Raw genomic sequence first — 25,067 nt, forward strand, 5'->3', positions numbered from 1 at the left:
TTGACCGGAGAGGGGGCCTTGATGGGGCGTGATGCGGTTGCTGATGGAAGCCTCTGGTTTGGGGCGCCGGTTCTTGTCCTGAAGCCGGTGGATGACGACGAGGCCGCCGAAGCGCTTGAGATGGTCCGTGAAGCAGCCGAGGATGCTCAATGCGCGCGCCTGTGCGAGCTCCTCGGGAGCAACACCGGTTTAACGGGTTTCCTCTCGGCGGTGTTCGAGCTTTCGCCATTCCTGCGCGATTGCGCGCGCCGCAACCCGCACGCTCTCGAAGCCCTGTTCGACGCGCCGGCCGACGAACGGCTCAAAACACTGTTCGAGCGCATCGATGCGAGTGCCTTTGCTGAGGAACAGACCGAAAGCGGTCAAATGAAGGCGCTGCGCGATCTGAAGGCGGAGGCGCATTTCCTGATTGCGCTCTGCCGGCTTGCCGATGTTGCGGACACGGCCACAACCACCGAGCGGCTGAGCCTTCTTGCAGACAAATGCATTCGCGCCGCCGTCAATTTTCTGCTTCTCGATGCGGACCGGGCGGGGAAACTGAAACTCCCCGATCAAGCGAGACCGGCAGAAGGCAGCGGCTGGATCCTGCTTGGCATGGGCAAGCTCGGTGCCAATGAGCTGAACTTCTCTTCCGATATCGACCTGATCGTGCTGGTCGATCCGCACGCGCCGGCCATCATCGATGCCTATGAGGCCATCGATCTCTTTGTCCGCCTGACACGCAGGCTCGTTCGAATCCTTCAGGACCGGACAGAGCATGGCTATGTCTTTCGCACGGACCTGCGGCTGCGTCCCGATCCGGGCTCCACCCCGCTGGCAATACCCGTCGAGGCGGCGCTTCACTATTACGAAAGCCGCGGCCAGAACTGGGAACGGGCGGCGATGATCAAGGCCCGCCCGATTGCCGGCGACCTTGTGGCCGGCGAAAGCTTCCTGAAAGAACTGCAGCCCTATGTGTGGCGCAAATATCTGGATTATGCGGCCATCGCCGATGTCCATTCCATCAAGCGCCAGATCCATGCGCACAAGGGACATGGGGCTGTGGCGGTGCGCGGCCATAACGTCAAGCTCGGGCGCGGCGGCATCCGCGAGATCGAGTTCTTCGTCCAGACCCAGCAATTGATCGCCGGCGGCCGTTTCCCGGAACTGCGCGGCCGGCGCACCGTCATTATGTTGAAGGAACTCGCCTGTTGCGGCTGGATCGACGAAGAGGCGCGGGGAGCGCTGACGCGTCAGTACTGGTTCCTGCGGGATGTCGAGCACGCCCTGCAGATGGTGGCTGACGAGCAGACCCACACGCTTCCCGAAGAGGACGATGAACTGGAGCGCATCGCGCATCTGCTCGCCTTCGACGATGCAGAAGCGTTTTCAGAAGCCTTCCGCGAAAGCCTGCGCCTGGTCGAGCAGCACTATGCTGATCTCTTCGAGACCGCACCGCAGCTTTCGCGCGGTGTCGGCAATCTGGTCTTTACCGGCGATGTGGACGATCCGGGCACGCTGGAAACCCTGAGCGAACTCGGTTTCGAGCGGCCAAGCGACATGTGCCGCGTGATCCGCGGCTGGCATTATGGACGCTACCGCGCGACGCAGTCGGCAGAAGCGCGCGAGCGTTTGACCGAGCTCACACCGGCCCTTCTCGAGGCTTTTGGAAGCACGCGGCGCGCCGATGAGGCGCTGTTGCGCTTCGATGCGTTTCTGGCGGGACTGCCGGCCGGCATTCAGCTTTTCTCGCTATTGCAGTCCAATCCGGCCCTGCTCAACATGCTGGTGAGCATCATGGGCGCAGCGCCACGCCTGGCCGCGATCATCACCAGGCGGCCCCACGTGTTCGACGGACTTCTCGATCCGGCGCTACTCTCCGAGCTCCCCGACCGGGCCTATCTCTCCGAGCGGCTGGAGACCTTTCTGGCTGGCGCGCAGATCTACGAGGAAATACTCGACAGGCTGCGCATTTTTGCGGCCGAGCAGAAGTTTCTGATCGGTATAAGGCTCCTGACCGGGGCCATCGATTCCGCGCGCGCCGGCAAGGCGTTCTCGGACCTGGCCGATCTCACGGTTGAGTCCGCGCTCGAGGCGGTGGTTGAGAACTTCGCCGGGCGCCACGGCCGCATCGCCGGCGGGCGTGTCGCCATTCTGGGCATGGGAAAGCTTGGCAGCCGCGAGCTGACGGCGGGTTCAGACATAGATCTGATCCTGCTTTACGATCACGACGAGGATGCCGACTATTCGGACGGGCAGAAAGCGCTGGCGCCTTCGGAATATTACGCGCGCCTGACCCAGAGGCTGATTGCCGCCGTCTCCGCGCCGACCGCAGAGGGCGTGCTCTACGAGTTGGACCTGCGCCTTCGCCCCTCGGGTAACAAGGGGCCGGTCGCCACGCATATCGATGCTTTTGCGCGCTATCAGCGCAACGATGCCTGGACCTGGGAGCACATGGCACTCACGCGTGCGCGCGCCTTCGTCGGTGACAGGGCGCTGATCGAGCGTGTCGAAAAGGAGGTGCACGACATCCTCGCCCTGCCACGGGACACGCAGAAGATCCGCAACGAAGCAGCCGAGATGCGTCGGCTACTGGAAGAGGAGAAGCCTGCCCGCGACGTCTGGGATCTGAAGCTTGTTCCAGGCGGCCTCATCGACCTCGAATTCATCGCCCAGGTGGCCGTGCTGACCGGAAACACCCCGTCCGAAAGCGAGGCGACTGCCACCAGTGAGGTTCTGTCCTCTCTTTCAGAGACGTTCTGCGCGCCTCAGGCGCGCCAGGAACTCGTCGATGCGCATCATCTCTATATGACCCTCACGCAGACCACACGGCTTTGCCTTGAAGGCGGTTTTGATCCGGACGAGGCGCCGCCCGGCTTCGCCGACCTCATGCTGCGGCAGACCGATCTGCCGGAACTCGGCATTCTGCAAGCGCATGTGGAAGAAACGGCGGGCAGGGTGCGGCGGCTGTTCGAAGAACTGGTGGGTCCGGTCGTTTAACTCAGGCGGCCACGGCCGGCTTTTTGCGCTCTTCCGCAGGCAGGCGCACCGATACGATGGTGCCTACGCCTTCCGTCGAGCGGATTTTCAGAACGCCGCCATGCAGTTCCGCCAGCGAGCGGGAAATGGCAAGGCCAAGACCGGAGCCCGTGTGGTTCTTGGAAAACTGGTTCTGAACCTGTTCGAAGGGGCGGCCGAGCTTTTTCAGGGCATCCCGCGGGATGCCGCAGCCTGAATCCTCAATGGTGAGCGTGACCGCCGGCCCGACCTTGCGCGCGCGCAGCGATATATGCCCGCCTTCGCCGGTGAACTTGACGGCGTTGGACAGCAGATTGATGACGATCTGCTTGATTGCGCGGCGGTCGGCAAAGACCTGCATCCGCTCTGGGATGTCCATCTTCATGGCGATCGATTTCTCCGCTGCCTGGAGCTCTACCACCCGTACGGTCTCGCGGATCAGTGGGCACAGATCGATTTCCTCGCAATCGACCGAGAACTGGCCGGCTTCGATCTTCGACATGTCGAGAATGTCGTTGATGACGCCGAGCAGGTAGGAACCGCTCGAACAGATGTCGCGCACATATTCCTCGTAGCGCTCAGATCCGAGCGGCCCGAACATGCCCGACTCCATCACTTCCGAGAAACCGATGATCGCGTTGAGTGGCGTGCGCAGCTCGTGCGACATGTTGGCCAGGAATTCGGATTTTGCCCGGTTTGCCGCCTCGGCACGCTCGGTCTCGCGCATGTATTTGCGATTGAGCTCACTGAGTTCGCGTGTGCGCTCCTGCTCGGCGCGGCGCGCGAGGCTGAGATCGTGAATGGTCGCCATCAATCGGCGCTCGCTGTCGACAAGCTTGCCCTGGTGCTGCTTGAGCTGGGTAATGTCGGTGCCGACGGAGACCGTGCCGCCGTCGCGCGTTTTCAGTTCCGTCACCTGCAGCCAGCGTCCGTCGGCGAGCTGCCTCTCATAGGTGGCGCCGTTGCCATTGCCCGAGGGCACAGCCAGTCTGCGTTCTGAGCGGAAGGCCGGTGCCAGCGCTTCGATGTCACGGCGACGCGCGCCGGTGACGATCATGCTCTGGTCGACGCCCAGATCCTGCTTGTATTTGGTGTTGCACATGACGAGCCGCTCGGCATAGTCCCACAGCACGAAGGACTCGCCGATGCTCTCGATCGCCGTGCGCAGCCGCTGGTCGGCCGCTTCCGTCTGCTGCACAAGCGTGCGCTGCTCGGTCACATCCACGGCGATGCCGATCAGGTGCAGCTCAGGCGCGTTCGGGTCTACCACCTGCGCCCGCGCGCGCACCCAGACCCACTGTCCGTCGGCGCGTTTCATACGGAAGACACGATCCACATGATCGATCTCGCGCGCCATGATGCGGTTGGCCAGATCGAACAGATCGCCATCGTCGGGGTGAATGATTGCCGCGACCTCACCGAAGGAAAGCATCTCGTCGGTGGTCTCGTAGCCCAGCATCTCGAACATGGAGCGCGACCAGAACATCTTGCCGCGCACCATGTCCCAGTCCCAGAGGCCGCATTTGCCGCGCACCATGGCCATGTCGATGCGCTGGTGTGCTTCCATGTAAATTCGGTCGGCAGCCTGGGCGCGCGCGGCCTGGCTGAAATAGGCGTAGAGGATCACCATAAGGATGCCCGCGGTCAGGGCAAACAGCGAAACATTCATCGAAACGGAGCGGCGCCAGTCGGCAAAGAGACCGTCGCGTGAGGTGAGGGCGACGGCAGCGCCCTCCTGACCGGCAACATGGACAAGCGACGCCAGCCACTGCTCACCAGCAATCTCCACATTCATCACTCCGGCGCGCGCGCCGAACAGGAAGAGCGGCTGGCCGCCCGTCAACACGTCTTCGAGCGAGCGACCGATGAGGTTCTGTCCGTTGGGCGAGGTGGCCAGGACGCCAAAATGTTCATCGGTGATGGCGAGCACGCGTTCGTCTTCCGATCCGGCGCGGCGCATCGCTTCTTCGATGAGCATGCGCGCCTTCTGTGCCGGCTCGGTCTCGGTCGTGTCGATTGCCACGCTTGCGGCCAGCGAATCCGCCGCCAGCGCGAGCATGGTCCGTGCGTCGCGTTCGATGTCGTCGCGCCAGGTGAAGAGCGAGAGAAGCCGTGCTGCCGCCAGCACCAGAAGAAAGATGATGATCAGAACCGGAATGGAACGGCGCAGATAGGGCTCTATGGCCAGAAGACGTTCATAGGCCGGAGCTGCAATAATCTTGGCGTTGCCTGCCAGTCCCATGCGCCTTGCGCGTCGGGTTCGTGGCCCGGCAGCCATGCCCGCTATCAGGGGCAAAGCCCAACCCCCTGCCTTCGCCATCCGACGGGCTCCCTCGTTCCTCGTTAAGTTCGGTGATTCGGCTCCGCCTGCTGCCGAATCATCCATAAGGAATCAAAGGTGATTCGCCTTGTCCAGTGGTCTTGGTAAAAAAGATATTAACGCCCGCCCTCAGGCGAGCGTTCGTTCCAGTATGTCGGCAAGGTCGCGCGAGAGGTCTTTCCGCTTGGCCATCTCGGCAAGAAGCTTGCGCGCGTGCTCGCGCCGGCCCTTTTCAAGCGACCGCCAGGAGCGGAACGCGGTGGCAAGACGCGCCGCCACCTGTGGATTGTGACTGTCGAGCGCGGCGACCGTCTCAGCGACGAGACGATAGCCCTCGCCATCGGCGCTATGGAACGCCGTCTGGTTCGCCATGGAGAACGTGCCCACGAGCGCCCGCACGCGGTTCGGGTTTGCAAGCGAGAAGTGCGGATGCTCCATCAGGCTGCGAAGCAGGGAAACCGTCGCGGCCGATGGGATCATCGCCTGGATCTGGAACCATTTGTCGAGCACCAGCGGGTTGTCACGGTAACGCTTCTCGAAAGCCGCGAGCGCTGCCCGCCCGACGTCGGTGTCGTGGAAATGCTGCGCCAGAACGGTGAGCGCACCCGCGCGCTCCGTCATGTTGTCGGCGTCCTCGAACTGCCGGTAGGCGGCCTCGGGGCCGGCATCCTCCAGCGCGAGAAATTCAATCAGCGTGTTGCGCAGGGCACGGCGTCCCGCGCTGCGCGCATCCGGAGAAAACGGCGCATTGTCGAGCAGACGCTCGTAAAGCGCGCGGAAAGTCTGGCTTCCCGCCTGCGCAATGGCCATCAGTAGCGCCCCGCGTGCGGTGTGGATCGCATCCGGGTCGATGTCCCGGCCGATTTCGCGTGCCACATCGGCTTCGCCCGGTACGCTCAGGATCAGCGCGCGGAAAGCCTCTTCGAGCGTTTCGTCTGCAGCGAGGTCGATGGTCACCGAGATGAGTTCGTCCTCAAACACCGGCTTCTTGCCGCCGCGCACCGCTTTGCTCGCGGCAATCAGCGCATCCGTCAGAAGCGTGTTCAGCGCCTGCCAGCGCGAGAAGGGGTCGCTGTCGTGGCGGGCGAGGAAAAGCTGTTCATCGGCCCGACTTTCAACCGAAAGGGTCACCGGGGCCGAAAAACCCCGGTTGATCGACAGGACGGGACGGGCCTTCACCCCCTTGAACACGATCTGGTGTCTGCGCTTGCGCAGGTGGATCACACCGTTTTCGACGCTCGCCCCTTCCACGCTCTGATAGTCGAGGTCTATCCCGTCAGGCCCGACGAGGCCGAAGGCGAGCGGTATGTGCATCAGGCGTTTGCGGCTTTCGGAGGGCGTGGGCGGCACCGATTGTTCGATCTCCACTGTCAGCGCTTTTTCCTTGCCGTCATAGCGCGATGAAAGCGCCACATTGGGCGTGCCGGCCTGATGGTACCAGAGCGAGAACTGGCTGAGGTCCCGCCCGGAAGCGTCCTCGAAGGCTTTTACAAAATCCTCGATGGTTACGGCCTGCCCGTCATGCCGCTCGAAATAGAGGTCCATGCCGGCCCGAAAGGCGTCCTCGCCCAGAATGGTGCGCAGCATGCGGACAACTTCCGAGCCCTTCTCGTAAACGGTCGCCGTGTAGAAATTGTTGATCTCGCGGTAGCGACGCGGCCGCACCGGATGGGCCAGCGGGCCCTGATCCTCGGGAAACTGATGCGCGCGCAGGCCGCGCACTTCGGCGATGCGCTTGACGGCGCGCGAGCGCTCGTCGGCGGAGAATTCATGGTCGCGGAAAACCGTCAGACCTTCCTTCAGGCAGAGCTGGAACCAATCCCGGCAAGTGATTCTGTTGCCTGTCCAATTATGGAAATATTCATGCGCGATGATCGCCTCGATATTGGCGAAATCGACATCCGTGGCCGTGTCCTCGTCGGCGAGCACATACTTGTCGTTGAAGACATTGAGCCCCTTGTTCTCCATCGCGCCCATGTTGAAATCCGAGACGGCGACGATGTTGAACACGTCGAGGTCGTATTCCCGCCCGAAACGTTCCTCGTCCCAGCGCATCGAGCGCTTCAGCGCGTCCATCGCGTAGGCCGCCCGTTTTTCCTTCCCGTGCTCGACATAGATGCCGAGGTCGACCTCGCGCCCGGAAGCGGTCGTGAAGCGGTCTTTCACCACACCGAGATCGCCGGCCACGAGAGCGAACAGATAGGAGGGTTTTGGGAAGGGGTCGTGCCAGACGGCGAAATGACGCCCGTCGGCGAGATCACCGCTTTCCACCGGATTGCCGTTCGACAGAAGAAGCGGCGCGTCTTTGCGATCTGCTTCCATGCGCACGGTATAGACGGACAGAATGTCTGGCCGGTCGAGGAAATAGGTGATGCGGCGGAAGCCCTCGGCCTCGCACTGGGTGCAGAAAACACCACTGGAAACGTAGAGCCCCATCAGCGTCGTGTTCTTCGATGGCGCGATCCGGGTCACGATGGTCAACTCGAACCGGCGCGAGGCCGGCAGCCGGCTGATCGTCAGACGGTCGGGAGAGGCATCATAATCGGCAGGCTCCGCCTCGGTGCCATTGACCGCAAGGGCTTCCAGCACCAGCCCGTCGCCATCCAGAATCAGGGGAGCGTCGGCGGGAGCGCGGGCGATGCGTTCCACCTGAAGCCTGGCCGTTACCAGCGTTTCCTCGGCGTTCAGCTGAAAATCCAGCGCTACCTCCGGAATGAGATAGTTGCTCGGCTGGTAGTCTTCGAGACGAAAAATCTGGCCGCTTTCTGTACGCATCTCAACTCTTTCTAGGGCCCGGGGCGCAGGCCGGCAATCTGTGGGCTGTCTGGTCCAACAAAATCGAATTGTTGCTCTTTACACAATCATTAGGCTCGACAAAACTAAGACAGCATATGTCGCTCGACTGTTTCCAGCCAGCTCACCGAACATCGGCCAATTCGCGATTGGCCAGAAGGGATTCCGCATGACTGTGATGACGCCGAAATTCGGGATGGGTGCCTCCGTGCGCCGCAAGGAAGATGCGGCATTCATTACGGGCCGGGGACGCTACACGGACGATTTCCTGCCCGAAGGCACGCTGCATCTCTACGTGGTGCGTTCGCCTGTTGCCAAGGGCACATTCACCATTGCGTCGGTCGAGGAGGCAAGGGCAGCACCGGGTGTCCATCTGGTGCTCACGGGTGCGGATGTGGCGCATCTGAAGGATCTGCGCTCCGGCGCCATGCAGAAACAGCCCGACGGAACACGCGCCCCCACGCGCGACATTCCTATCCTGTGTCGGGATCGCGTGCAGTATGTGGGCGATGCGGTGGCGCTGGTGGTGGCGGAAAGCCGGGCGCAGGCGCAGGACGCAGCTGAACTGATCGAAATCGATTTCGACGATGAGGAAGCCATAGCCTCGACCGCCGCCGCCCTTTCCGAGGATGCTCCGCTGGTCTGGCCGGAGCTCGGCTCAAACCGCGCCTTTCTTTACCACGTGGGCGACAGGGAAAAATCGGACGCGGCATTCGCCAGGGCTGAGCATGTCACCCGTATTGAATTCGTGAACAACCGTCTCGTCTGCAACTATATGGAGCCGCGCGCGGCACTTGCCGAATGGCGCGATGACGAAAACCGCTACGTGCTGACCACCGGTTCGCAGGGCGTTCATTCCATGCGCGGCATTCTGTGCAAGACCTTCGGCATCGAGCCGGAAAACCTGCGCGTGATTACGCCAGATGTTGGTGGCGGTTTCGGCCCGAAAACCTTCGTCTATCGTGAATACGCGATGGTCATGGAGGCGGCGAAACGCCTTGGCCGCCCGGTCAAATGGACCGGTGACCGCAATGAGCATTTCATGACAGATGCGCAGGGGCGCGACAATGTTGTGGCCGCCGAGATGGCGATGGATGGCGACGGGCGTTTCCTTGGCCTGCGGGTCGGTCTCACGGCCAATATGGGCGCCTATATCTCACAGTACGGCCCATTCATCCCGTTTGTCGGCGTCTCCATGTCGACAGGCGTCTATGACATTCAGGCGCTCGATGTGACGATCAACGGCGTCTACACCAACACCTGCCCGGTGGATGCCTATCGCGGGGCGGGCCGCCCGGAGGCTGCATTCCTGCTTGAGAAGCTGGTGGACGCCTGTGCGCGCGATCTTGGCATCGGGCGTGACGAAATCCGCCGCCGTAACTTCATCAGGCCGGAGCAGTTTCCCTATCGTACCCAGACTGGCCGCCTTTACGACGTCGGCGAGTTCGAGGGGCACATGAACAAATGCATGGAGAACGCCGGCTGGGCCACGTTCGATGAGCGGCTTGAGGAATCGCGGCGCAACGGCAAACTGCGCGGCATCGGCATGGCCACCTATATTGAAGCCTGCGCCTTTGCCGGTTCGGAGCCTGCCCATGTGCGGCTGAACGAGGATGGCACCGTCACGCTTCTGATCGGCACCCAGTCCAACGGCCAGGGACACGCCACCGCCTATGCGCAATTCGTGGCCGACAAACTCAATATCGACATCGACAGGATCACCGTGCGTCAGGGCGATACCGACGAGCTGGCCTCCGGTGGCGGCACGGGCGGCTCGCGTTCCATTCCGTTAGGCGGTGTCTCGGCCGCGCGGGCCGGCGAAGACCTGGCTGAGAAAATCCGCAAACTGGCGGCGGACGAACTGGAAGCGTCCCTCGATGACATCGAACTGTCGGGCGGTGCAGCGCGCATTGTTGGCACGGACCGCGCGGTCGATTTTGCAGCCATCGCCAGGGCCGCAAAAGCGCCTCAGGATTTGGAGGGCTTCGGCGAGTTCGTGCAGGAAGAGGCGACCTATCCCAATGGTACGCATATCTGCGAAGTCGAAATCGATCCGGAAACCGGCCGCACGCAAGTTATTGCTTATTGGATCGTCGACGATTTCGGCGCTACCGTAAACCCGATCCTGCTTGCCGGGCAGGTCCATGGCGGTGTTGCGCAGGGCCTCGGGCAGGCACTGACGGAAGACACGGTCTACTCGGAGGATGGGCAATTGGTCACTGCGAGCTTTATGGACTACGCGATGCCGCGTGCCGACGATCTTCCGTTCATTCATTTTGAGACCCGCAACGTGCCCTCGACCACCAACGCGATGGGCATAAAGGGGGCAGGCGAGGCTGGCACGATCGGCGCCACGCCGGCGGTTCTCAACGCGGTGACGGATGCGCTCTACCGTGCCCATGGCATTGCCCATATCGACATGCCCACCACGCCATCGCGTGTGTGGGAGACGATCCGGCAGGCCAGGGACGCGGCGTGATGCAGCCACGCTCGATCAATTCGATGCACTGTCCTGCGTCCTTACCGGCCTTATAGGAAAACAGATCATGCCCGCTGTGACCGAAGTCGGCGCTGAACGCCAGCCATTAATGGGCATCGCGCTGAAGGTCATTTCGGTCTCCGTGTTCGTCATGATGTCCTCGCTGATCAAATCGGCGGGGATGGTGCCGTCCGGCCAGATCGTCTTCTTCCGCTCCTTCTTTGCCATATTTCCGATCATCGCCATGCTCGCCTGGCGTCGGGAACTGGCAACGGCCTTTCGCACCACACACCCCGTCAGTCACATCATGCGCGGCCTTGTCGGCGTCACGGCCATGGGGCTCGGCTTCTTCGCGTTGACGCGCCTGCCGCTGCCCGATGCAATCACGCTCAACTATGCGCAACCGCTCATCGTTGTGGTGCTGTCGGCAATCTTCATGGGCGAGGTCGTGCGCATCTACCGCTGGAGCGCCGTCGCCGTCGGTTTTGTTGGCGTTATCATCATCGCCTGGCCCAAACTCACTCTGCTTACCGGCGATGCCGGCCTTGAAGCCGCTCAGGCGGTGGGTGTCATCGCAGCCCTGTGCGGGGCGACGGGCTCGGCGGTCGCCATGCTCCTCGTGCGCCGCCTCGTGCAGACGGAGAAGACCGCCACCATCGTCCTGTGGTTCTCGGTCACGGCCACCGTGCTCTCCCTGTTTACCATTCCCTTCGGCTGGGCCGATCTCTCGCGTGAGCAATATCTCGCTCTGGCGGGGGCTGGTGTGTGCGGGGGTGTGGCGCAGATTCTCATGACAGAGTGCTACCGTCACGCGGAACTCTCGACCATCGCGCCGTTTGAATACACCTCCATGCTTCTGGCCATCGTCATCGGCTATTTCGCCTTCGGCGATGTTCCGACCCTCTACACGCTGGTGGGCGGCATGATTGTCATCGGGGCAGGACTCTTCATTATCTGGCGCGAGCGCCGGCTCGGCCTCAAGCGTGTGGCAGCCCGTCGTTTCGTGCCGCCGGCCTCATGAAGCGCCATCGTGCAATTGCCGCAGAAAGGCGGCGGTTGCAGTGTCGGTCGGGAAGAAACTTTCAATGGCGAGTTCCGACAGAGTCACGTCCATCGGTGTGCCGAAAACGGTCGTTGTGGTGATGAACGACAGTTCGGTTTCACCCAGACGCAGCCGAAGCGGAACGGCTATCATGTCTGCCGCTTGGGGCCGCGGCTCCGGCCCGTTCTTTTTAACGGGATAGGCCGCGAGTTCCTTCTCCAGAGATGTCAGTTGCGGATCGGCGGTCTGGTCGATGAGCTGGCGCAGCCTTTCCAGAACATGCGCCCGCCACGGGACGAGATTGACAATGCTGGGCGCAAGGCCCTCGGGATGCAGGCTGAGGCGTAGCACGTTCACGGGCGGCTTCAGGAGCTCTGCGTTCGTTACGCCCCTGAGCAGCGGCGCGATGGCCCCGTTCGCGGCGATCATTGTCCAGTGGCGGTCGATGGCGATGGCGGGGTTGGGCGCATGGCCGTCGAGCACGGTCTGCACCGCGTCCATCGCCGGCTTCAGTGTCGGATCATGCAGGTCTCGCTCGGAAAAGCCGGGCGCATAGCCTGCGGCCAGCAGAATGCGGTTGCGTTGCCGAAGCGGCACGGAGAGGCTTTCCGACAACAGCAGAACCATGTCGCGTGACGGGTTGGATCGCCCGCTTTCCACGAAGCTCAGATGGCGTTGCGAGATGCCGGCTTCGAGCGCCAGGTGAAGCTGGCTCATGCGCCGTCTTTCGCGCCATTCTTTGAGCAGGGAACCGGCATTGCTCTTCGATGCGATGGTGTTCTCGATCTCCATGGCGGAGACCCTAAAGCTGTCCGCCGCACATTTCCATTACCTCTCACGTAATCGCCAGGCGGCGGTTCATCCGACAGGCTTCACTGCGTCAACGCCGTAACTGGCTCGCCACAAACCCCTTGCAGGAAGGACAAGAACATGTCGCTCGCCCTTACACCCACACTGAGGAAAACGCTTCGGTTCGACGCTGCCATGAGTGGCGGTGCCGCGCTGCTCCTTGTTGTCGCGGCCGGCCCGCTATCGCGTCTTCTCGCCCTGCCTGAAGCGCTTCTGTTCTGGGCCGGTGTTGTGCTGGTGCCGTTCGTGACGATGCTTTTGGTTATTGCCGCGCGTGCGAAAACACCGCGCCTTGTGCTGATCGACATTGTTCTGCTCAACGCCGTCTGGGTTGTGGCGAGTTTCGCCCTGCTCGCAAGCGGCTGGGTCGCTCCCAATCCGCTTGGCATAGCGTTCGTCTGCGTTCAGGCCGTTGCAGTCGCGGTGTTCGCTCTGCTTCAGCTGGCAGCCCTGCGCGCTGCGCAAAACTAAGAGGGTCCGGGACCGCGCAACCGCACGGCCCAGCCTTCGTTTCTTCAGTAATCGAGATATGGCGCGGCGGTCCAGAGCGGGCCGTTGCGCTCTTCGTCTTTCAGGCTGGTGGAGCCGAAATGATAGCGAAACCCTGCCACGATGCCGTGAGATTTCATGTCCTCGCTATGGGTTGCGCCCGATGTCAGCGAGGAGGAACGGTAGCGATATCCGCCAAAGGCAGTGATTGGTCTGTTCGAGAGCCGATAGTTGGCGGCGGTAGACACGGAGTAGGTCTTCAGCGTCGCATCGTCGCTCAGCAATTGCTCAAATCCGGCATCCAGATCGAAACGCAGATTGTCTGTGTGGTAATAGCGTGCGCCGATAAGGCCGTTGAGCTTGGACGCATCCTGCTCTTCCAGACGCCCCTTGCCCAGGCCCACCTGGCCTAGAACCGTCGACTGGCTGAGAAAAACCGCACCTTCCAGCCCGGCTGACGTTTCCATGGGCCCAAGTGCCAGGGTCTCGGCGGATAGCCGCTCATATTGTGCGTAGAGACCGACGGCGTAGCGGTTTTCCCTGCGATAATAGGCATGCGCTCCGAAATCCATCGTCTGGTCGGAAAGGTCTTCGAACTTCAGTTTTGCGAACTGGCCGTCGAGCTGGACATTCCAACGCTCCCTGACTGGCAGGTTGACCGCTCCGCGTAGTGCCCAGCCGCTGCTTTTGCCAGAATCTTCATCCAGGCTCGCCTTGCCCAGGGCAGAGTTCACTTCAATGAAGCCGGAAAACCGCGGTCCGAATTTGAGCAGCAAGGGTGCGTTTTCCACGCTGGGTGGGACAGGCGGACCGCCGATCACCAGATCAGCGCCGACCGCGGCTCTTGGTCCAAAAATGAGGAAAGGTAACAGAAAAATCAGGCGCCCCCCGGAACTGACGCGAACAAACATGCTCGACTCCGGGACGTTGTTGAGATGCGCCACTCTGCGCCAACAGCGTTAATGCGGCCTTAATTCGCGTTCGCTTGCAGTCTCAGATTGCTTCTTCCAGCTTGAGTTTGATGGCCAGGAAATCATGCCAGGCGAGCTTCTTGTGTGCCGGGTTGCGCAGGAGATAGGCCGGGTGCAGCGTCGGCATCGTTGGGATTTCGAGGCCCGACGGCGTCCTGTGCACGGCCCAGTTGCCGCGCATCCGCATGATGCCGGTCTGCGTGTTCAGGAGTAGCTTGGTGGAAGGGTTCCCGAGCGTCACGAGAATTTTGGGCGAAACAAGCTCAATGTGCCGTTCGATGAACGGGCGACAGATTTCCGTCTCCAGAGGGGAGGGGTCCCGGTTGCCCGGTGGCCGCCACGGGATCACGTTGGAGATGTAGACGGATGTGCGGTCGAGCCCGATTGCCGCCAGCATCCGGTCGAGCAGCTTGCCGGAGCGGCCGACGAAGGGCAGGCCCTGAATATCCTCGTCGCGGCCCGGCGCTTCGCCGACGAACATCACGCCGGCCTGCGGGTTGCCATCGGCAAAAACGGTGTTCTTTGCCGTTGTCTTCAGGTTGCAGCCGTCGAAGGCGGAAAGCTGCTCGCGCAGAGCGTCCAGGCTTTCGGCGCTTTTTGCTATCTCGCGCGCCCGTGCGGCCTGCGCATCGTCCGGAACCGCTGCTCTGGCTGCAGCGGGAGCGGCTGGCCGGGCCTGCGGGGCCGCAACCGCCTTCTGCTGTGCAGGCTGGCGCTGGGCAGCCCTTTTCTCGGCTTCTGTGCGTGTTTCCTCGAACCGGTCCGCCGCTTCCTCCAGAAGGGGCTCGTCCACGCCGGCATCGGCGTAGAAGGTCAGCAGCTCCCTTAGTCCAGCGGAATCCATTGCGTCCGAAATCCTGATTGTCGGCATATGTTGAAAGAGGCACTTTCTCTTTCTTTGCCCGTGGTTGCAAGTTCAGGAAGCGGGAATGCGCGGGTCCTGCACCAGATAAAACACCGGCTTCGGCGTCAGGTCGGTGATCAGGAGCCGAAATGTCACCGAATGGCCCGCATCGACCGTGCCTGACTGAAACAGAAGCCGGTCATAGGGCTCGAATTTACGGTCGTGGGTGGCAAATGCGCTGGAGCCGATCTGGGCGGAGCCGACATTCCTCTGATCGAAAGAGAGGCCGTCCCCGTAGACACTCGAGATGCCGCGCATCTCCTGCAGCTCGAATTCAAACTCTACCCAGGGCAGGTTGCTTGCATTGAGCGTCTCGATTTCGATGAAGAGGTAGCCGGCGCCGGCCCGTTCGTCATAGGCGTAACGCGGCACCTCCCCGGTGGTGCGGATGACCAGCACAACGGCAGAGGCCGTATAAAGCTCCTGCCTAAGGAGCACGGGGTCGCTGCGCGAGCCTGTCCCCGAAACCGCCTGGATGCGGAACCCGCCAAGCTCATCGGAAAAGGAATATTGTCCGGCCTGCCAGCGACCGTCGTCTCCCGGCCCTGCGCCCAGTAGGGCTGCAGACAGGAGGAATGCGGTTATGGACATGGCACGGGGCAGGACGACACCTCCCTTCCTACCGTATTATACCGCCGTTTGGTGTTCTGGAGAAACGGTATCGCCGGCGGCTTCAGCCGCCCAACTGCCAGTTGGAAATCGCCTGCGAGGGATAGACAAGCTGGAGAATGTTGAGCGTGAGATTGTCACGGATCATGACCGCCATGAAAATCTCCGTCGCAACCACCAGAAGAACGCTGAGCCAGAGGGGCGATAATCGCGCGAAGAAGAAGCCGACGATGGTGGCAAACGTGTCCGAGAGCGAGTTGATCACGCTGTCTCCGTAATAACCCTGGGCGAGCGCCGATTCCCGGTAGCGGTTGATCACCATGGGCGTGTTCTCGGCCATTTCCCAGGCCGCTTCCAGCCCCACGGCCAGCGCAAGGCGATAGCCGACCGGCATACGCGGCGCGACAAGCCAGATGAGCCCATAGAACAGCAGCCCGTGCAGGAAGTGCGAATAGGTGTACCAGTCGCCGATGTGCTGGGAGGTTTCAGGCCCCGATGGGTCCGAATACCAGAGCTTAACCGTCCCGCAGTCGCAGATCGTCGTCTGCCCCATGAACTTCAGGAAAAACGCCTGAATGGCAAGGATCGCGAGTACGCAGAAAGCGGTCACGGCAACCGGTCTTTGTCTGTATGCCGCCAATAGCCGGTTTTCACTCATAGCCACTTCTTTCATGGTAGATGACACGCCACTGCATTGATGTGGCGCATTGTTTGACAGGGTCCTCAGGAGGAATGCGGGACTTTGCAGTCATGCACTCACCCTCATGGTGAGCCCGCCGAACCACAAACCTCGCACAACAAAGTCGCTTCAAGATCGAACACGGTCAAACTGGGCATGCGCGGTGTTGCTGTGCATGTCCCGCACCCTCCATCGTGAAACAGGCTGAAACTGCTTGGATTCGATCCGGGAGGCAAACAGGAATTGCCTACGCCTGATTTCTCAATTATTTACGTTTACGTTAAAGTAATATCAGTTGGCGTCAAACAGGAATGGATTGATGCAACATCTCCGGTTTCGACAGGCGCGCGGATGCGCTATAGCCCGGCGTTGAAACCGTTATGCGGGACTGATGGGTATCCGGATCGCGCCGGCACGAAACGAGAGCAGGGGCGCGCGAGAGAAAAAGACTGCGGAGGGTGGAATGAGCGAAGTGGAACGCGAAAGCATGGAATTCGATGTGGTCATCGTCGGCGCAGGGCCGGCGGGGCTGGCCGCGTCCATCCGGCTCAAGCAGCTGAACCCGGAGCTTTCCGTCGTCGTTCTCGAAAAGGGCGGTGAAGTCGGCGCGCACATCCTGTCTGGTGCTGTCGTCGATCCCATCGGCATCGACCGGCTTCTGCCGGAGTGGCGCGACGATCCCGATCACCCGTTCAAGACACCCGTCACCGACGATCAGTTTCTGGTTCTCGGGCCGGCGGGCTCCATGCGCATTCCCAATTTTCTGATGCCGCCGCTGATGAACAATCACGGCAACTACGCCGTCTCGCTCGGCAATGTCTGCCGCTGGCTTGCAGGCTATGCCGAGGGACTGGGCGTTGAAATCTATCCGGGCTTTGCTGCCGCCGAAGTGCTCTACAACGACGATGGCGCGGTCATCGGTGTCGCCACCGGCGATATGGGCGTCGAGCGCGATGGCTCGCACGGTCCCAACTATCAGCCCGGCATGGCGCTTCTGGGCAAATATGTCCTGATCGGCGAGGGCGTACGCGGTTCGCTCGCCAAGCAGCTGATCGAGAAATTCGGCCTTTCCGAGGATCGCGAACCCCAGAAATTCGGCATCGGCCTGAAAGAGCTCTGGGAGGTCAAGCCGGAGAATCACAGGCCGGGTCTCGTCCAGCATTCCTTCGGCTGGCCGCTCGACATGAAAACCGGCGGTGGCTCCTTCCTCTATCATCTGGAAAACAATCAGGTGGCGGTCGGTTTCGTGGTTCACCTGAACTACAAAAACCCTTTCATCTCGCCATTTCAGGAATTCCAGCGCTTCAAGACGCATCCCGCGATCAGCAATACGTTCGAGGGTGCCAAGCGCATCTCCTATGGCGCCCGCGCCATCACGGAGGGCGGCTATCAGTCGGTGCCAAAACTCGTCTTTCCGGGTGGTGCGCTCATCGGGTGCTCGGCAGGCTTCGTCAATGTTCCGCGCATCAAGGGGTCTCACAATGCGGTCCTCTCGGGCATGCTTGCCGCCGAGCATGTCGTGGAAGCGCTGGGCGCGGGGCGTGGCAATGACACGCTGGAAGGCTATGAGGCCGCCTGGCGCGCCTCGGACATCGGCAAGGACCTGAAAAAGGTGCGCAACGTCAAGCCGCTCTGGTCGCGCTTCGGCACGCTTCTGGGCGTCGGCATTGGCGGCTTCGACATGTGGATGAACTCGCTGTTCGGCTTCTCGCTGTTCGGCACCCTGAAACATGGCAAGACCGACGCGGCGTCGCTGGAGCCGGCCGCAAAACACAGGCCCATCGACTATCCCAAGCCCGATGGCGTGCTCACCTTCGACCGTCTTTCCTCCGTATTCCTGTCCAACACCAATCACGAGGAGGAGCAGCCGGTTCATCTCCAGGTGAAGGACATGGAACTGCAGAAGACGTCGGAATACGCCGTCTATGCCGGTCCGTCCTCGCGCTACTGTCCTGCGGGTGTCTATGAATGGGTGGATGCTGACGGCAATGCGCTCACCGATGGCAGCGATGTGGCTGACGCCCGCTTCGTCATCAACGCGCAGAACTGCGTCCACTGCAAGACCTGCGACATCAAGGATCCCAACCAGAACATCAACTGGGTGCCGCCGCAGGGCGGCGAGGGGCCCGTCTATACCGGGATGTAACACCATTGTCCGAGCCCGACCCCGAAAGCGGAACCACCAGCCCCATCGACGAAGAGGCGCTGGCCGAGGCCTATAACCGCGCCCTTGCGCTCGAAAAGGCCGGCGATCTTGATGCAGCCGCTGCCGCCTATCGGGAGGTGCTCGCTCTCGATCCTGCCGACCATGGCGGTGCCGCGGTGCGGCTTGCGTCAATGGGACGGGGCGAGACGCCGGCGCGCGCATCGGAAGCCTATGTGGCGACCCTGTTCGACCAGCACGCCGGCGCGTTTGAGAGCATTCTGGTCGATCAACTCGGCTACGATGTGCCGGCACTGACCCGCAGGGCGCTGGATGAGGTGGCGCCGGGGCCGTTCAGCCGCATGCTGGATCTCGGTTGTGGAACGGGGCTTGCCGGAGAGATTCTGCGCGACATCGCGGACCACATCACCGGCATTGATCTTTCGGAGACCATGATTGAGGTCACCGACGAGAAAGAGGTCTACGACGCGCTCTATGTGGGCGATGCGGTGGACTTTCTCCATCACGCGGATGTCGAACCCTTCGATCTGATCACCGCGACCGATGTTTTGCCCTATCTGGGCGATCTGGATGCTTTCTTCGCCGGCGCAGCGGAGCTATCCGTGGACGGTGCGGTTCTCGCCTTTTCAAGCGAGACCCTGCCGGACGAGGTGCTCGCCGGGCGCGCCTTCATGGTCGGGCCGCATCAGCGCTTCGCCCATTCCGAGAGCTATCTCGCCGAAATGCTCGCCAGGCACGGCTTTGCGGGGCTCGCCATCGGCGGCATCGTGGTGCGGCATGAAATGGGAAAGCCGGTTCCCGGCCATTTGGTCATCGCGCGCAGGAAGCCAGCCGATTAGGGTCAGGACCTATTAATATGGCCACAATGGCGTTCGATAGACCAAGAGATGCAAGGAAAAGCCCGCAGAGCGGGGCCTTTCCCCTGGTCAAGGGGTTTGACGCGGCAGGTCGCCGGTTTATCGAGCGTCCTTCGGATCGGCCTGATCAGCACGGGCTACTTTGTCGCAAGACCATGAAAGACATGAAGTCTTCCTGCGGCCTTGCTTCGCGTATCCGCACAGATCAGGCCGACCATTGCGGCCATATTAATAGGTCCTGACCCTAGTTTCCGTTTCTGGCGAGCTTCACTTCGATCACCTCGGCCGGCTCATTGCCGGGCATGATGCCGAATTCAAGCAGAACGGGCAGGTGATCGGAGCCGACATCCTCCAGCCGCTCGACCGAAAATGGCACGATCCGGCCCTTGGTGAACAGATTGTCGATCGGCAGGCCTGCGAGCCGGCGGAGGCTTTCGGGCACGATCGACTTCATCCATGTGGGACCGACCCCCGGCAAGAGATCCAGCCGCCCGGCTGCCGCCACACGGTGGGCCGTCACGCTCCATGGGGTTGCGTTCAGGTCGCCGGCCAGAATGGCGGTATCGGGAAGGCGTTCGAGCACAGGCGCCACACGCCCCACCTGTCGATGCTGTTCAAAGGGCCAGGGCCAGCCGAGATGCAGCGTGCCGATCTCCACCGCATCCGCGCCAAGCCGAACCGTCGCCACGGCCATCGAACCGCGGTCATAGCAGGCAAAGGCGGACGGGTCGGTGAAGGGCCGGCGCGAGAGAATGGCAACCCCGCCGATGCGCGCCGGCGGCGGGCAGATCACGCGATAGGGATACGCCGCTTCGAGAAACTTCAGCTCTTCCACCCACATGCGCGAGACTTCGTTCAGCGTGACGATGTCGGGCTTGGTGCGGCCGATCAGTGAAAAGACCTGCTTGGGGGTTGCATTGTCATATCGCAGGTTGAGTTGCAGAAGCCTATACCGTGCCGCCGGCGCGTCTGTCTCTCCGGCCCTTGCCGAACCGGTGGACGCCTGAACGGGAAGCAGCGTTGCGCTCAGCGTTGCAATGCCAAGCACGGTTCCCGCCGCACCGATCTGACGCCAGCCTTTCACAAAAAGCAGCGGTGCGGCCAGAAGAGCGATCAGCACGGCAAGGTGAATGCGAAAATGCGCCATGGAATCGAGGGCAGGGTGCAGCCTGCCCCAGAAACCGGCGACCAGCGGAAAAGACACCAGAACCACGCCGATGGCCAGAAAGGCCGGCAGCATTGATGCGATTCTCGGTCTCTTCATTGCCTCGCGCCCATTGTTTCCGTCTCGATGCAGCAGCGCCTAACCGCATTTTCGGGCTATTGGAAGGCGGTCTCGAAAAAGCTTCGCAACTTGCGCGAATGAAGCCGTTCCGGCGGCATGGCCGCAAGCTTTTCTACGGCCCTCATGCCGATCTTGAGATGTTGCGAAACCTGCCTCTTGTAGAAATCGGTGGCCATGCCCGGCAGCTTCAGCTCACCGTGCAGCGGTTTGTCCGAAACGCACAACAGCGTGCCATAGGGGACGCGAAAGCGAAAACCGTTGGCGGCAATTGTGGCCGATTCCATGTCGAGCGCGATTGCGCGGGATTGTGAGAGGCGCTGCACCGGTCCGCGCTGTTCGCGCAGTTCCCAGTTGCGGTTGTCGATGGTGGCGACTGTTCCGGTGCGCATGATGCGCTTTAATTCATAGCCGGAAAGTCCAGTGATCTCGGCCACTGCTTCCTGAAGCGCCACCTGCACCTCCGCCAGCGCCGGCAGCGGCACCCAGACGGGCAGGTCGTCGTCGAGCACGTGGTCCTCGCGTACATAGGCATGTGCCAGCACATAGTCGCCGAGCGCCTGCGTGTTCCTCAGGCCCGCGCAATGGCCAAGCATCAGCCAGGCATGCGGGCGCAGCACCGCCACATGGTCGGTAATCGTCTTGGCGTTGGAGGGGCCGACACCGATATTCACCATGGTGATCCCTGCATGTCCTTCACGCGTCAGGTGATAGGCCGGCATCTGCGGCAGACGGGCAAGGGCGCTGGCGGACGGGCTCGTCTCGCCGGCCTTTGTGATGATATTGCCCGGCTCCACAAAGGAGGTGTAGCCGTTTCCGCCCTCGGCCATCATCTCGCGGGCAAGCGCGCAGAACTCGTCGATATAGAACTGGTAGTTCGTAAAGAGCACGAAGTTCTGGAAGTGCGCCGGTGCGGTCGCCGTATAATGAGAAAGCCGGTGCAGCGAATAGTCGACCCGCTGTGCGGTAAAGGGTGCGAGCGGCAGGGGCTCGCCGGGCGGGGCCTCATGCGTGCCGTTGACGATATGATCGTCCGTAGCGTTGAGGTCCGGCACATCGAAAAGATCGCGCAACGGCCGTTTCAGCCGGTCGGCTATCGAGCCCTCCACATAAGTGTCCTGGAGGAACGCAAAATGGAGCGGTATCGGTGTTTCCGATTCGGAGACGGTGATGGGGACGCCGTGATTGCGGATGACCAGGCTCAGTTGATCGATCAGATAGTCGTCGAAGAGGTCGGGCCGCGTGATTGTCGTGGCATAGACGCCGGGCGCAGCCACATGGCCATAGGCAAGCCGCGTATCGATCTGGGCGTAGGAGCCCGTGGCAAGGCTGATTTCGGGATAGAAGGCGCGAAAGCGGCGGTCGCTCTCGCCGTCTTTGGCCACCTGCGCGAAGGCATCGCGCAGGAATGCGGTGTTGCGCTCATAGAGCGCCTTCAATGCCGCAACGGCTTCGCGGGCATCGGTAAAGCTTTTCCGGGCAAAAGGCTCGGGGCTCGAAATCGTCTGAATGGGCTGAGGGTATATTCTATGTTCCATGGCCTTTTATATGGATATTCTTTTTCTTCTCAAGGCCCGACCCGATCTAACGCGAGCGCTTCAGGCTGACCATCAGGACGAGACCGGCGCCGCTCGAGCGTTCATAATCCCCTTCGATGATGTTCTCATTACCGGCACGGACGTTCTGGACCGCAAGCAGCGGTGAGCCGATCAGGGCGGCAAACATCAATCCCCGGGCCATATTTGTGATCGTCCGCATCGTCTCTTACCTCAACTCGTCTCGTTCAGCGCAGCGCAGTTCTGCCGCAAAGGGCGGCCTGCTCCGCGGAGCAGGAGAACGGCCGGTTGTCCTGCCAGGGATCGGAAGGCCTGCCGGCCTCTGCGACCAGTATGGCGAGCCCCATGCCGAAGAGGGCGGTGATCAGGCAGACAATTGAAAAGCGGCGCATCAACATTGGTTCGTCCTCAGTGTCGCCATCACTTTGGCAGACGCGGACTGAACCGAGACTGAGAGGTGCATTCATCCAGGGTTCAGCAGTGTTAACCCCCCCATTATGGGCAGATAACGGATCGTTTATCAGCGAGCGCGTTGCAAAGTGTGCAGATGGTGCTTACCTGCCCGGGTATCGCCGCGATCCTCCCCCGACCGCGCGGCGCCCAACACCTGGAGGCAACGACACATGACCACCCAGACCAAGCCGATTGAGCTTCACTACTGGCCGACGCCCAACGGCTGGAAAATCACCATTTTTCTTGAGGAAACCGGGCTGCCCTACGATGTGCACTTTGTGAACATCGGCAAGGGCGAGCAGTTCGAGCCCTCCTTCCTCAAGATCGCGCCGAACAACCGCATGCCGGCCATTGTGGACCCTGAAGGTCCGGGTGGTGAGCCCATTTCCGTGTTCGAATCCGGTGCCATCCTTCAGTATCTCGGCCGCAAGACGGGAAAGTTCTATCCCACCGACGAGCGTGCCCGCGTTGAAGTCGATCAGTGGCTGTTCTGGCAGATGGGTGGTCTCGGCCCCATGGCCGGCCAGGCGCATCACTTCCGCAATTACGCGCCGGAAAAGATTCCCTACGGCATCGAGCGCTACACCAATGAGGTCAACCGCCTCTACGGCGTTATGAACAAGCGTCTCGCAGACCGGCCGTTCCTCGCCGGCGATGACTACACCATCGCCGACATGGCGAGCATCGGCTGGGTGAAGCCGTATGAGCAGCAGGGGCAGGATCTCAACGATTTTCCGAACCTCAAGCGCTGGTTCGAGACCATCATGGCGCGGCCGGCGGTCGTGCGCGCGCTGGAGGTCGGTCAGGAGCATCGCCGCAATATCGCTGAGGACAAGGAAGCCCAGAAAGTTCTCTTCGGGCAGCGCGCCAGCTGACTTCAGTCCTGAACGTTTCAGGCAGGGCGGGCGTCCTTCGGGCGCCCGCCCTGCTTCCTTTGTCTATCCGAGGCGTATCAGCAGGATGGCGAGGATGAGAATGCCCACACCCAGCCAACTCGTCAGGTTGAGGCGGTGGCCGAAGACGAGCCAGACGGCCAGCGCCGTCCCGAGGATCGAAAGCACGCCCCACACCGCATAGGCGATAAAGAGGTCCATGCCGGTGACGGCCAGCGCCAGAAGCGCGAAGGCCGCCATGATGAGCAGGACGGCAGCGGTTCCCCAGCCCCTGCGTGCGAAACCGTTCGATTTCTCCAGCGCCAGATTGGCGAGGATGTCGAGCGCCACCGATCCCAGGACATAAACCATATAGATGCTCATCGTGTCTCACCCTGCTGGTGGTGACCATAGTTGATCACAGCGATCCCGAGCAGCGCCACACCGATGCCGACGCCCTGAATCAGCGAGATCGTTTCGTCGAGAAGGTAGAGGGAGGTGAGGGCGATCAGGATCATGCCGAACCCTTCCCAGAACGCATTGGCAAGCGCGACCGGTATGCGCAGCGTTGCGCGCCCCAGAAAGAGATAGGCGATGCCGATCATCGCAATCGCCGCCAGCGTTCCCTGAAGAAGCGCGCCGCCGGATACCAGGAGTTTCATGAGTGTGGTTCCGACCACTTCTGCAAAGACCGCAGCGATCAGATAGAACCAGTGCAATTTCGACCTCATATTGTCAGATCAAGTTTTATGTCACTCGATTGAGATATCCGCCCATTTCAAGTATGGAAAATCGCTCAGCGACAGGATTTTTGACGAAGAAGCTTTGCCGTGAGACTGGATTATCTGGAGTATTTCGTGGCTGCGGCGCGCGCAGGCTCCATCTCGGGAGCGGCGCTCCAACTTGGGCGCAACCGCTCCACGGTCAGTATGGCGATCGCGGCGCTTGAGGATGAGCTTGGGGCCGCGTTGTTCGTGCGGCGCGGCAACAGCCTTGCTCTCTCGCCGGTGGGCGAGCACATTCTGGATGACTGTGCCCGCATCATCGCGCTGTCCAACAGCATCATCGAGCGCTGCGCGCGCGGTGGTGAGACCGCGGGCCGAGAACTGAGGATCGGGCGCGACGATGTCCTGTCGGAAAACTTCTGGCGCCATGTGATCCGGGCCATTCGCCGGGCGCGGCCGGACGTGCGGCTGAGCATGCGCTATGCGGAAAGCGATGTGCTTCCTGAACTGGTGCGCGAAGGGCAGCTCGATATCGCCTATTTCATTGCTTCGGGCCGTGCCGGCCCGGCATCCGGGCTCTACAGTCGTGTCATTGCGCGGATTGGCATGCGCATGATGGTGGCCCGGAGCCATCCGCTTCATTCCATGAGCTACGTCGCCGACGATGATCTCGCCATCCTGCCGCAGATCACATATCTCGACAGCACGCAGCGCGAACGCTTTCACCTCGACGCCATGGGCAGCGAGCGCATCGCGCTCAGCAGCTTCGAGCTTGGCAAGGATGCGATCTGCGATGGGCTGGGCTGGGGTTACGTGCCCGAATCCCTGTTGTCGGAAGAAGACGATGCGCAGCTAGGACAGATCAGTCACGGCCTGGGTGCGGCCTGGTATCCGTATTTCGTCTGCAGCCGCGAGCCGCTTGCCATCGGGGCGCAGGCCGAAGCCGCACTGCAATCACGCGCACATGAGATCATTCTCGCACAAATGCGCAGTGAAGGTCTGATCACAGAATGAGCCCCCCACGCC

General features: G+C 61.6%; 21 protein-coding genes. 8 read left to right on the plus strand and 13 right to left on the minus strand.

Annotation, left to right across the window (positions count from 1 at the left end):
- Positions 1 to 21: 21 nt before the first annotated feature.
- A complete protein-coding gene (locus BLW55_RS18355) occupies positions 22 to 2,979 on the plus strand; it encodes a bifunctional [glutamine synthetase] adenylyltransferase/[glutamine synthetase]-adenylyl-L-tyrosine phosphorylase (RefSeq protein ID WP_090329740.1) in 2,958 nt (985 codons plus the stop codon).
- Between the two features lies 1 nt (position 2,980).
- Here the strand turns inward: BLW55_RS18355 and BLW55_RS18360 are convergent, their stop codons facing one another.
- Both BLW55_RS18360 and pepN read right to left on the minus strand, forming a co-directional pair.
- Positions 2,981 to 5,317, minus strand: a complete 2,337-nt coding sequence (locus BLW55_RS18360; protein WP_177175110.1) for a PAS domain-containing sensor histidine kinase — start codon at positions 5,315 to 5,317, stop codon at positions 2,981 to 2,983.
- Between the two features lie 129 nt (positions 5,318 to 5,446).
- Positions 5,447 to 8,092 carry an aminopeptidase N gene (gene pepN, locus BLW55_RS18365; protein ID WP_090329742.1) on the minus strand — a complete coding sequence of 882 codons (2,646 nt, stop codon included), beginning with the start codon at positions 8,090 to 8,092 and terminating at the stop codon, positions 5,447 to 5,449.
- Positions 8,093 to 8,279: 187 nt separating this feature from the next.
- Here pepN and BLW55_RS18370 point away from each other — a divergent pair, with 187 nt between their 5' ends.
- Both BLW55_RS18370 and BLW55_RS18375 read left to right on the plus strand, forming a co-directional pair.
- Positions 8,280 to 10,589 (plus strand): xanthine dehydrogenase family protein molybdopterin-binding subunit, encoded by a 2,310-nt coding sequence (locus tag BLW55_RS18370; protein ID WP_090329743.1) that lies wholly within the window; start codon positions 8,280 to 8,282, stop codon positions 10,587 to 10,589.
- A gap of 67 nt (positions 10,590 to 10,656) precedes the next feature.
- Positions 10,657 to 11,610 (plus strand): DMT family transporter, encoded by a 954-nt coding sequence (locus BLW55_RS18375; protein ID WP_007008442.1) that lies wholly within the window; start codon positions 10,657 to 10,659, stop codon positions 11,608 to 11,610.
- Here the strand turns inward: BLW55_RS18375 and BLW55_RS18380 are convergent.
- Positions 11,605 to 12,423 carry a helix-turn-helix domain-containing protein gene (locus BLW55_RS18380; protein WP_090329744.1) on the minus strand — a complete coding sequence of 273 codons (819 nt, stop codon included), beginning with the start codon at positions 12,421 to 12,423 and terminating at the stop codon, positions 11,605 to 11,607. The two genes, BLW55_RS18375 and BLW55_RS18380, sit on opposite strands and share 6 nt — an antisense overlap.
- A gap of 138 nt (positions 12,424 to 12,561) precedes the next feature.
- Between BLW55_RS18380 and BLW55_RS18385 the strand changes: the two genes are divergently transcribed.
- A complete protein-coding gene (locus BLW55_RS18385) occupies positions 12,562 to 12,951 on the plus strand; it encodes a hypothetical protein (protein WP_007008444.1) in 390 nt (129 codons plus the stop codon).
- A gap of 44 nt (positions 12,952 to 12,995) precedes the next feature.
- On the opposite strand, the gene BLW55_RS18390 is transcribed toward BLW55_RS18385, so the two are convergent.
- The 4 genes from BLW55_RS18390 to BLW55_RS18405 all read right to left on the minus strand — a co-directional run bounded on the left by BLW55_RS18390 (position 12,996) and on the right by BLW55_RS18405 (position 16,063).
- The gene (locus tag BLW55_RS18390) at positions 12,996 to 13,745 is read right to left on the minus strand and encodes a hypothetical protein (RefSeq protein WP_143038462.1); all 750 of its coding nucleotides are present in this window, start codon (positions 13,743 to 13,745) and stop codon (positions 12,996 to 12,998) included.
- 217 nt (positions 13,746 to 13,962) lie between these two features.
- Complete coding sequence (locus tag BLW55_RS18395) at positions 13,963 to 14,784, minus strand: uracil-DNA glycosylase (protein WP_090329746.1); 822 nt, start codon at positions 14,782 to 14,784, stop codon at positions 13,963 to 13,965.
- 72 nt (positions 14,785 to 14,856) lie between these two features.
- The gene (locus BLW55_RS18400; RefSeq protein ID WP_090329747.1) at positions 14,857 to 15,435 is read right to left on the minus strand and encodes a hypothetical protein; all 579 of its coding nucleotides are present in this window, start codon (positions 15,433 to 15,435) and stop codon (positions 14,857 to 14,859) included.
- Between the two features lie 82 nt (positions 15,436 to 15,517).
- Entirely contained in the window at positions 15,518 to 16,063 is a 546-nt protein-coding gene (locus BLW55_RS18405) for a DUF2585 family protein (RefSeq protein WP_342027746.1), read from the minus strand.
- A 532-nt stretch (positions 16,064 to 16,595) separates the two neighbouring features.
- Here BLW55_RS18405 and BLW55_RS18410 point away from each other — a divergent pair.
- Both BLW55_RS18410 and BLW55_RS18415 read left to right on the plus strand, forming a co-directional pair.
- Complete coding sequence (locus BLW55_RS18410; RefSeq protein WP_090329749.1) at positions 16,596 to 18,278, plus strand: electron transfer flavoprotein-ubiquinone oxidoreductase; 1,683 nt, start codon at positions 16,596 to 16,598, stop codon at positions 18,276 to 18,278.
- Positions 18,279 to 18,283: 5 nt separating this feature from the next.
- A complete protein-coding gene (locus tag BLW55_RS18415; RefSeq protein WP_090329750.1) occupies positions 18,284 to 19,135 on the plus strand; it encodes a class I SAM-dependent DNA methyltransferase in 852 nt (283 codons plus the stop codon).
- A gap of 262 nt (positions 19,136 to 19,397) precedes the next feature.
- On the opposite strand, the gene BLW55_RS18420 is transcribed toward BLW55_RS18415, so the two are convergent.
- Genes BLW55_RS18420 through BLW55_RS20860 form a run of 4 tightly spaced genes read right to left on the minus strand, consistent with a single transcriptional unit; the run spans position 19,398 to position 22,389 of the window.
- Positions 19,398 to 20,417 (minus strand): endonuclease/exonuclease/phosphatase family protein, encoded by a 1,020-nt coding sequence (locus BLW55_RS18420; protein WP_244509135.1) that lies wholly within the window; start codon positions 20,415 to 20,417, stop codon positions 19,398 to 19,400.
- Between the two features lie 56 nt (positions 20,418 to 20,473).
- Positions 20,474 to 21,973, minus strand: a complete 1,500-nt coding sequence (locus BLW55_RS18425) for an AMP nucleosidase (RefSeq protein WP_007008451.1) — start codon at positions 21,971 to 21,973, stop codon at positions 20,474 to 20,476.
- A 46-nt stretch (positions 21,974 to 22,019) separates the two neighbouring features.
- The gene (locus BLW55_RS20855) at positions 22,020 to 22,193 is read right to left on the minus strand and encodes a hypothetical protein (RefSeq protein ID WP_177175111.1); all 174 of its coding nucleotides are present in this window, start codon (positions 22,191 to 22,193) and stop codon (positions 22,020 to 22,022) included.
- A 25-nt stretch (positions 22,194 to 22,218) separates the two neighbouring features.
- On the minus strand, positions 22,219 to 22,389 hold the full coding sequence (locus BLW55_RS20860; protein WP_007008452.1) for a hypothetical protein: 171 nt from the start codon (positions 22,387 to 22,389) through the stop codon (positions 22,219 to 22,221).
- Positions 22,390 to 22,614: 225 nt separating this feature from the next.
- Here BLW55_RS20860 and BLW55_RS18430 point away from each other — a divergent pair, with 225 nt between their 5' ends.
- Positions 22,615 to 23,319 (plus strand): glutathione binding-like protein, encoded by a 705-nt coding sequence (locus tag BLW55_RS18430; protein WP_007008453.1) that lies wholly within the window; start codon positions 22,615 to 22,617, stop codon positions 23,317 to 23,319.
- Between the two features lie 63 nt (positions 23,320 to 23,382).
- Here the strand turns inward: BLW55_RS18430 and BLW55_RS18435 are convergent, their stop codons facing one another.
- Together BLW55_RS18435 and BLW55_RS18440 are read right to left on the minus strand one after the other, a co-directional pair.
- Positions 23,383 to 23,700, minus strand: coding sequence for an SMR family transporter (locus BLW55_RS18435; RefSeq protein WP_090329752.1), 318 nt, complete (start codon positions 23,698 to 23,700; stop codon positions 23,383 to 23,385).
- Entirely contained in the window at positions 23,697 to 24,047 is a 351-nt protein-coding gene (locus BLW55_RS18440) for a DMT family transporter (protein WP_244509136.1), read from the minus strand. Before BLW55_RS18440 ends, BLW55_RS18435 begins: the two co-directional genes overlap by 4 nt.
- 99 nt (positions 24,048 to 24,146) lie before the next feature.
- On the opposite strand from BLW55_RS18440, the gene BLW55_RS18445 reads away from it, so the two are divergent.
- Positions 24,147 to 25,055 (plus strand): LysR family transcriptional regulator, encoded by a 909-nt coding sequence (locus BLW55_RS18445; RefSeq protein ID WP_090329754.1) that lies wholly within the window; start codon positions 24,147 to 24,149, stop codon positions 25,053 to 25,055.
- The last annotated feature ends 12 nt before the right edge of the window (positions 25,056 to 25,067 follow it).

Source organism: Nitratireductor aquibiodomus (genome assembly GCF_900105565.1).
In the GTDB taxonomy this organism is placed as follows: Bacteria; Pseudomonadota; Alphaproteobacteria; order Rhizobiales; family Rhizobiaceae; genus Nitratireductor; species Nitratireductor aquibiodomus.

Excerpts from the sequence above, each read along its gene's own strand:
- BLW55_RS18355 (WP_090329740.1), top strand. The coding sequence starts at position 22 with ATGGGGCGTGATGCGGTTGCTGATGGAAGCCTCTGGTTTGGGGCGCCG.
- BLW55_RS18360 (WP_177175110.1), bottom strand. The coding sequence starts at position 5,317 with ATGGCGAAGGCAGGGGGTTGGGCTTTGCCCCTGATAGCGGGCATGGCT.
- pepN (WP_090329742.1), bottom strand. The coding sequence starts at position 8,092 with ATGCGTACAGAAAGCGGCCAGATTTTTCGTCTCGAAGACTACCAGCCG.
- BLW55_RS18370 (WP_090329743.1), top strand. The coding sequence starts at position 8,280 with ATGACTGTGATGACGCCGAAATTCGGGATGGGTGCCTCCGTGCGCCGC.
- BLW55_RS18375 (WP_007008442.1), top strand. The coding sequence starts at position 10,657 with ATGCCCGCTGTGACCGAAGTCGGCGCTGAACGCCAGCCATTAATGGGC.
- BLW55_RS18380 (WP_090329744.1), bottom strand. The coding sequence starts at position 12,423 with ATGGAGATCGAGAACACCATCGCATCGAAGAGCAATGCCGGTTCCCTG.
- BLW55_RS18385 (WP_007008444.1), top strand. The coding sequence starts at position 12,562 with ATGTCGCTCGCCCTTACACCCACACTGAGGAAAACGCTTCGGTTCGAC.
- BLW55_RS18395 (WP_090329746.1), bottom strand. The coding sequence starts at position 14,784 with ATGGATTCCGCTGGACTAAGGGAGCTGCTGACCTTCTACGCCGATGCC.
- BLW55_RS18400 (WP_090329747.1), bottom strand. The coding sequence starts at position 15,435 with ATGTCCATAACCGCATTCCTCCTGTCTGCAGCCCTACTGGGCGCAGGG.
- BLW55_RS18410 (WP_090329749.1), top strand. The coding sequence starts at position 16,596 with ATGAGCGAAGTGGAACGCGAAAGCATGGAATTCGATGTGGTCATCGTC.
- BLW55_RS18420 (WP_244509135.1), bottom strand. The coding sequence starts at position 20,417 with ATGAAGAGACCGAGAATCGCATCAATGCTGCCGGCCTTTCTGGCCATC.
- BLW55_RS18425 (WP_007008451.1), bottom strand. The coding sequence starts at position 21,973 with ATGGAACATAGAATATACCCTCAGCCCATTCAGACGATTTCGAGCCCC.
- BLW55_RS20855 (WP_177175111.1), bottom strand. The coding sequence starts at position 22,193 with ATGCGGACGATCACAAATATGGCCCGGGGATTGATGTTTGCCGCCCTG.
- BLW55_RS20860 (WP_007008452.1), bottom strand. The coding sequence starts at position 22,389 with ATGTTGATGCGCCGCTTTTCAATTGTCTGCCTGATCACCGCCCTCTTC.
- BLW55_RS18430 (WP_007008453.1), top strand. The coding sequence starts at position 22,615 with ATGACCACCCAGACCAAGCCGATTGAGCTTCACTACTGGCCGACGCCC.
- BLW55_RS18435 (WP_090329752.1), bottom strand. The coding sequence starts at position 23,700 with ATGAGCATCTATATGGTTTATGTCCTGGGATCGGTGGCGCTCGACATC.
- BLW55_RS18440 (WP_244509136.1), bottom strand. The coding sequence starts at position 24,047 with ATGAGGTCGAAATTGCACTGGTTCTATCTGATCGCTGCGGTCTTTGCA.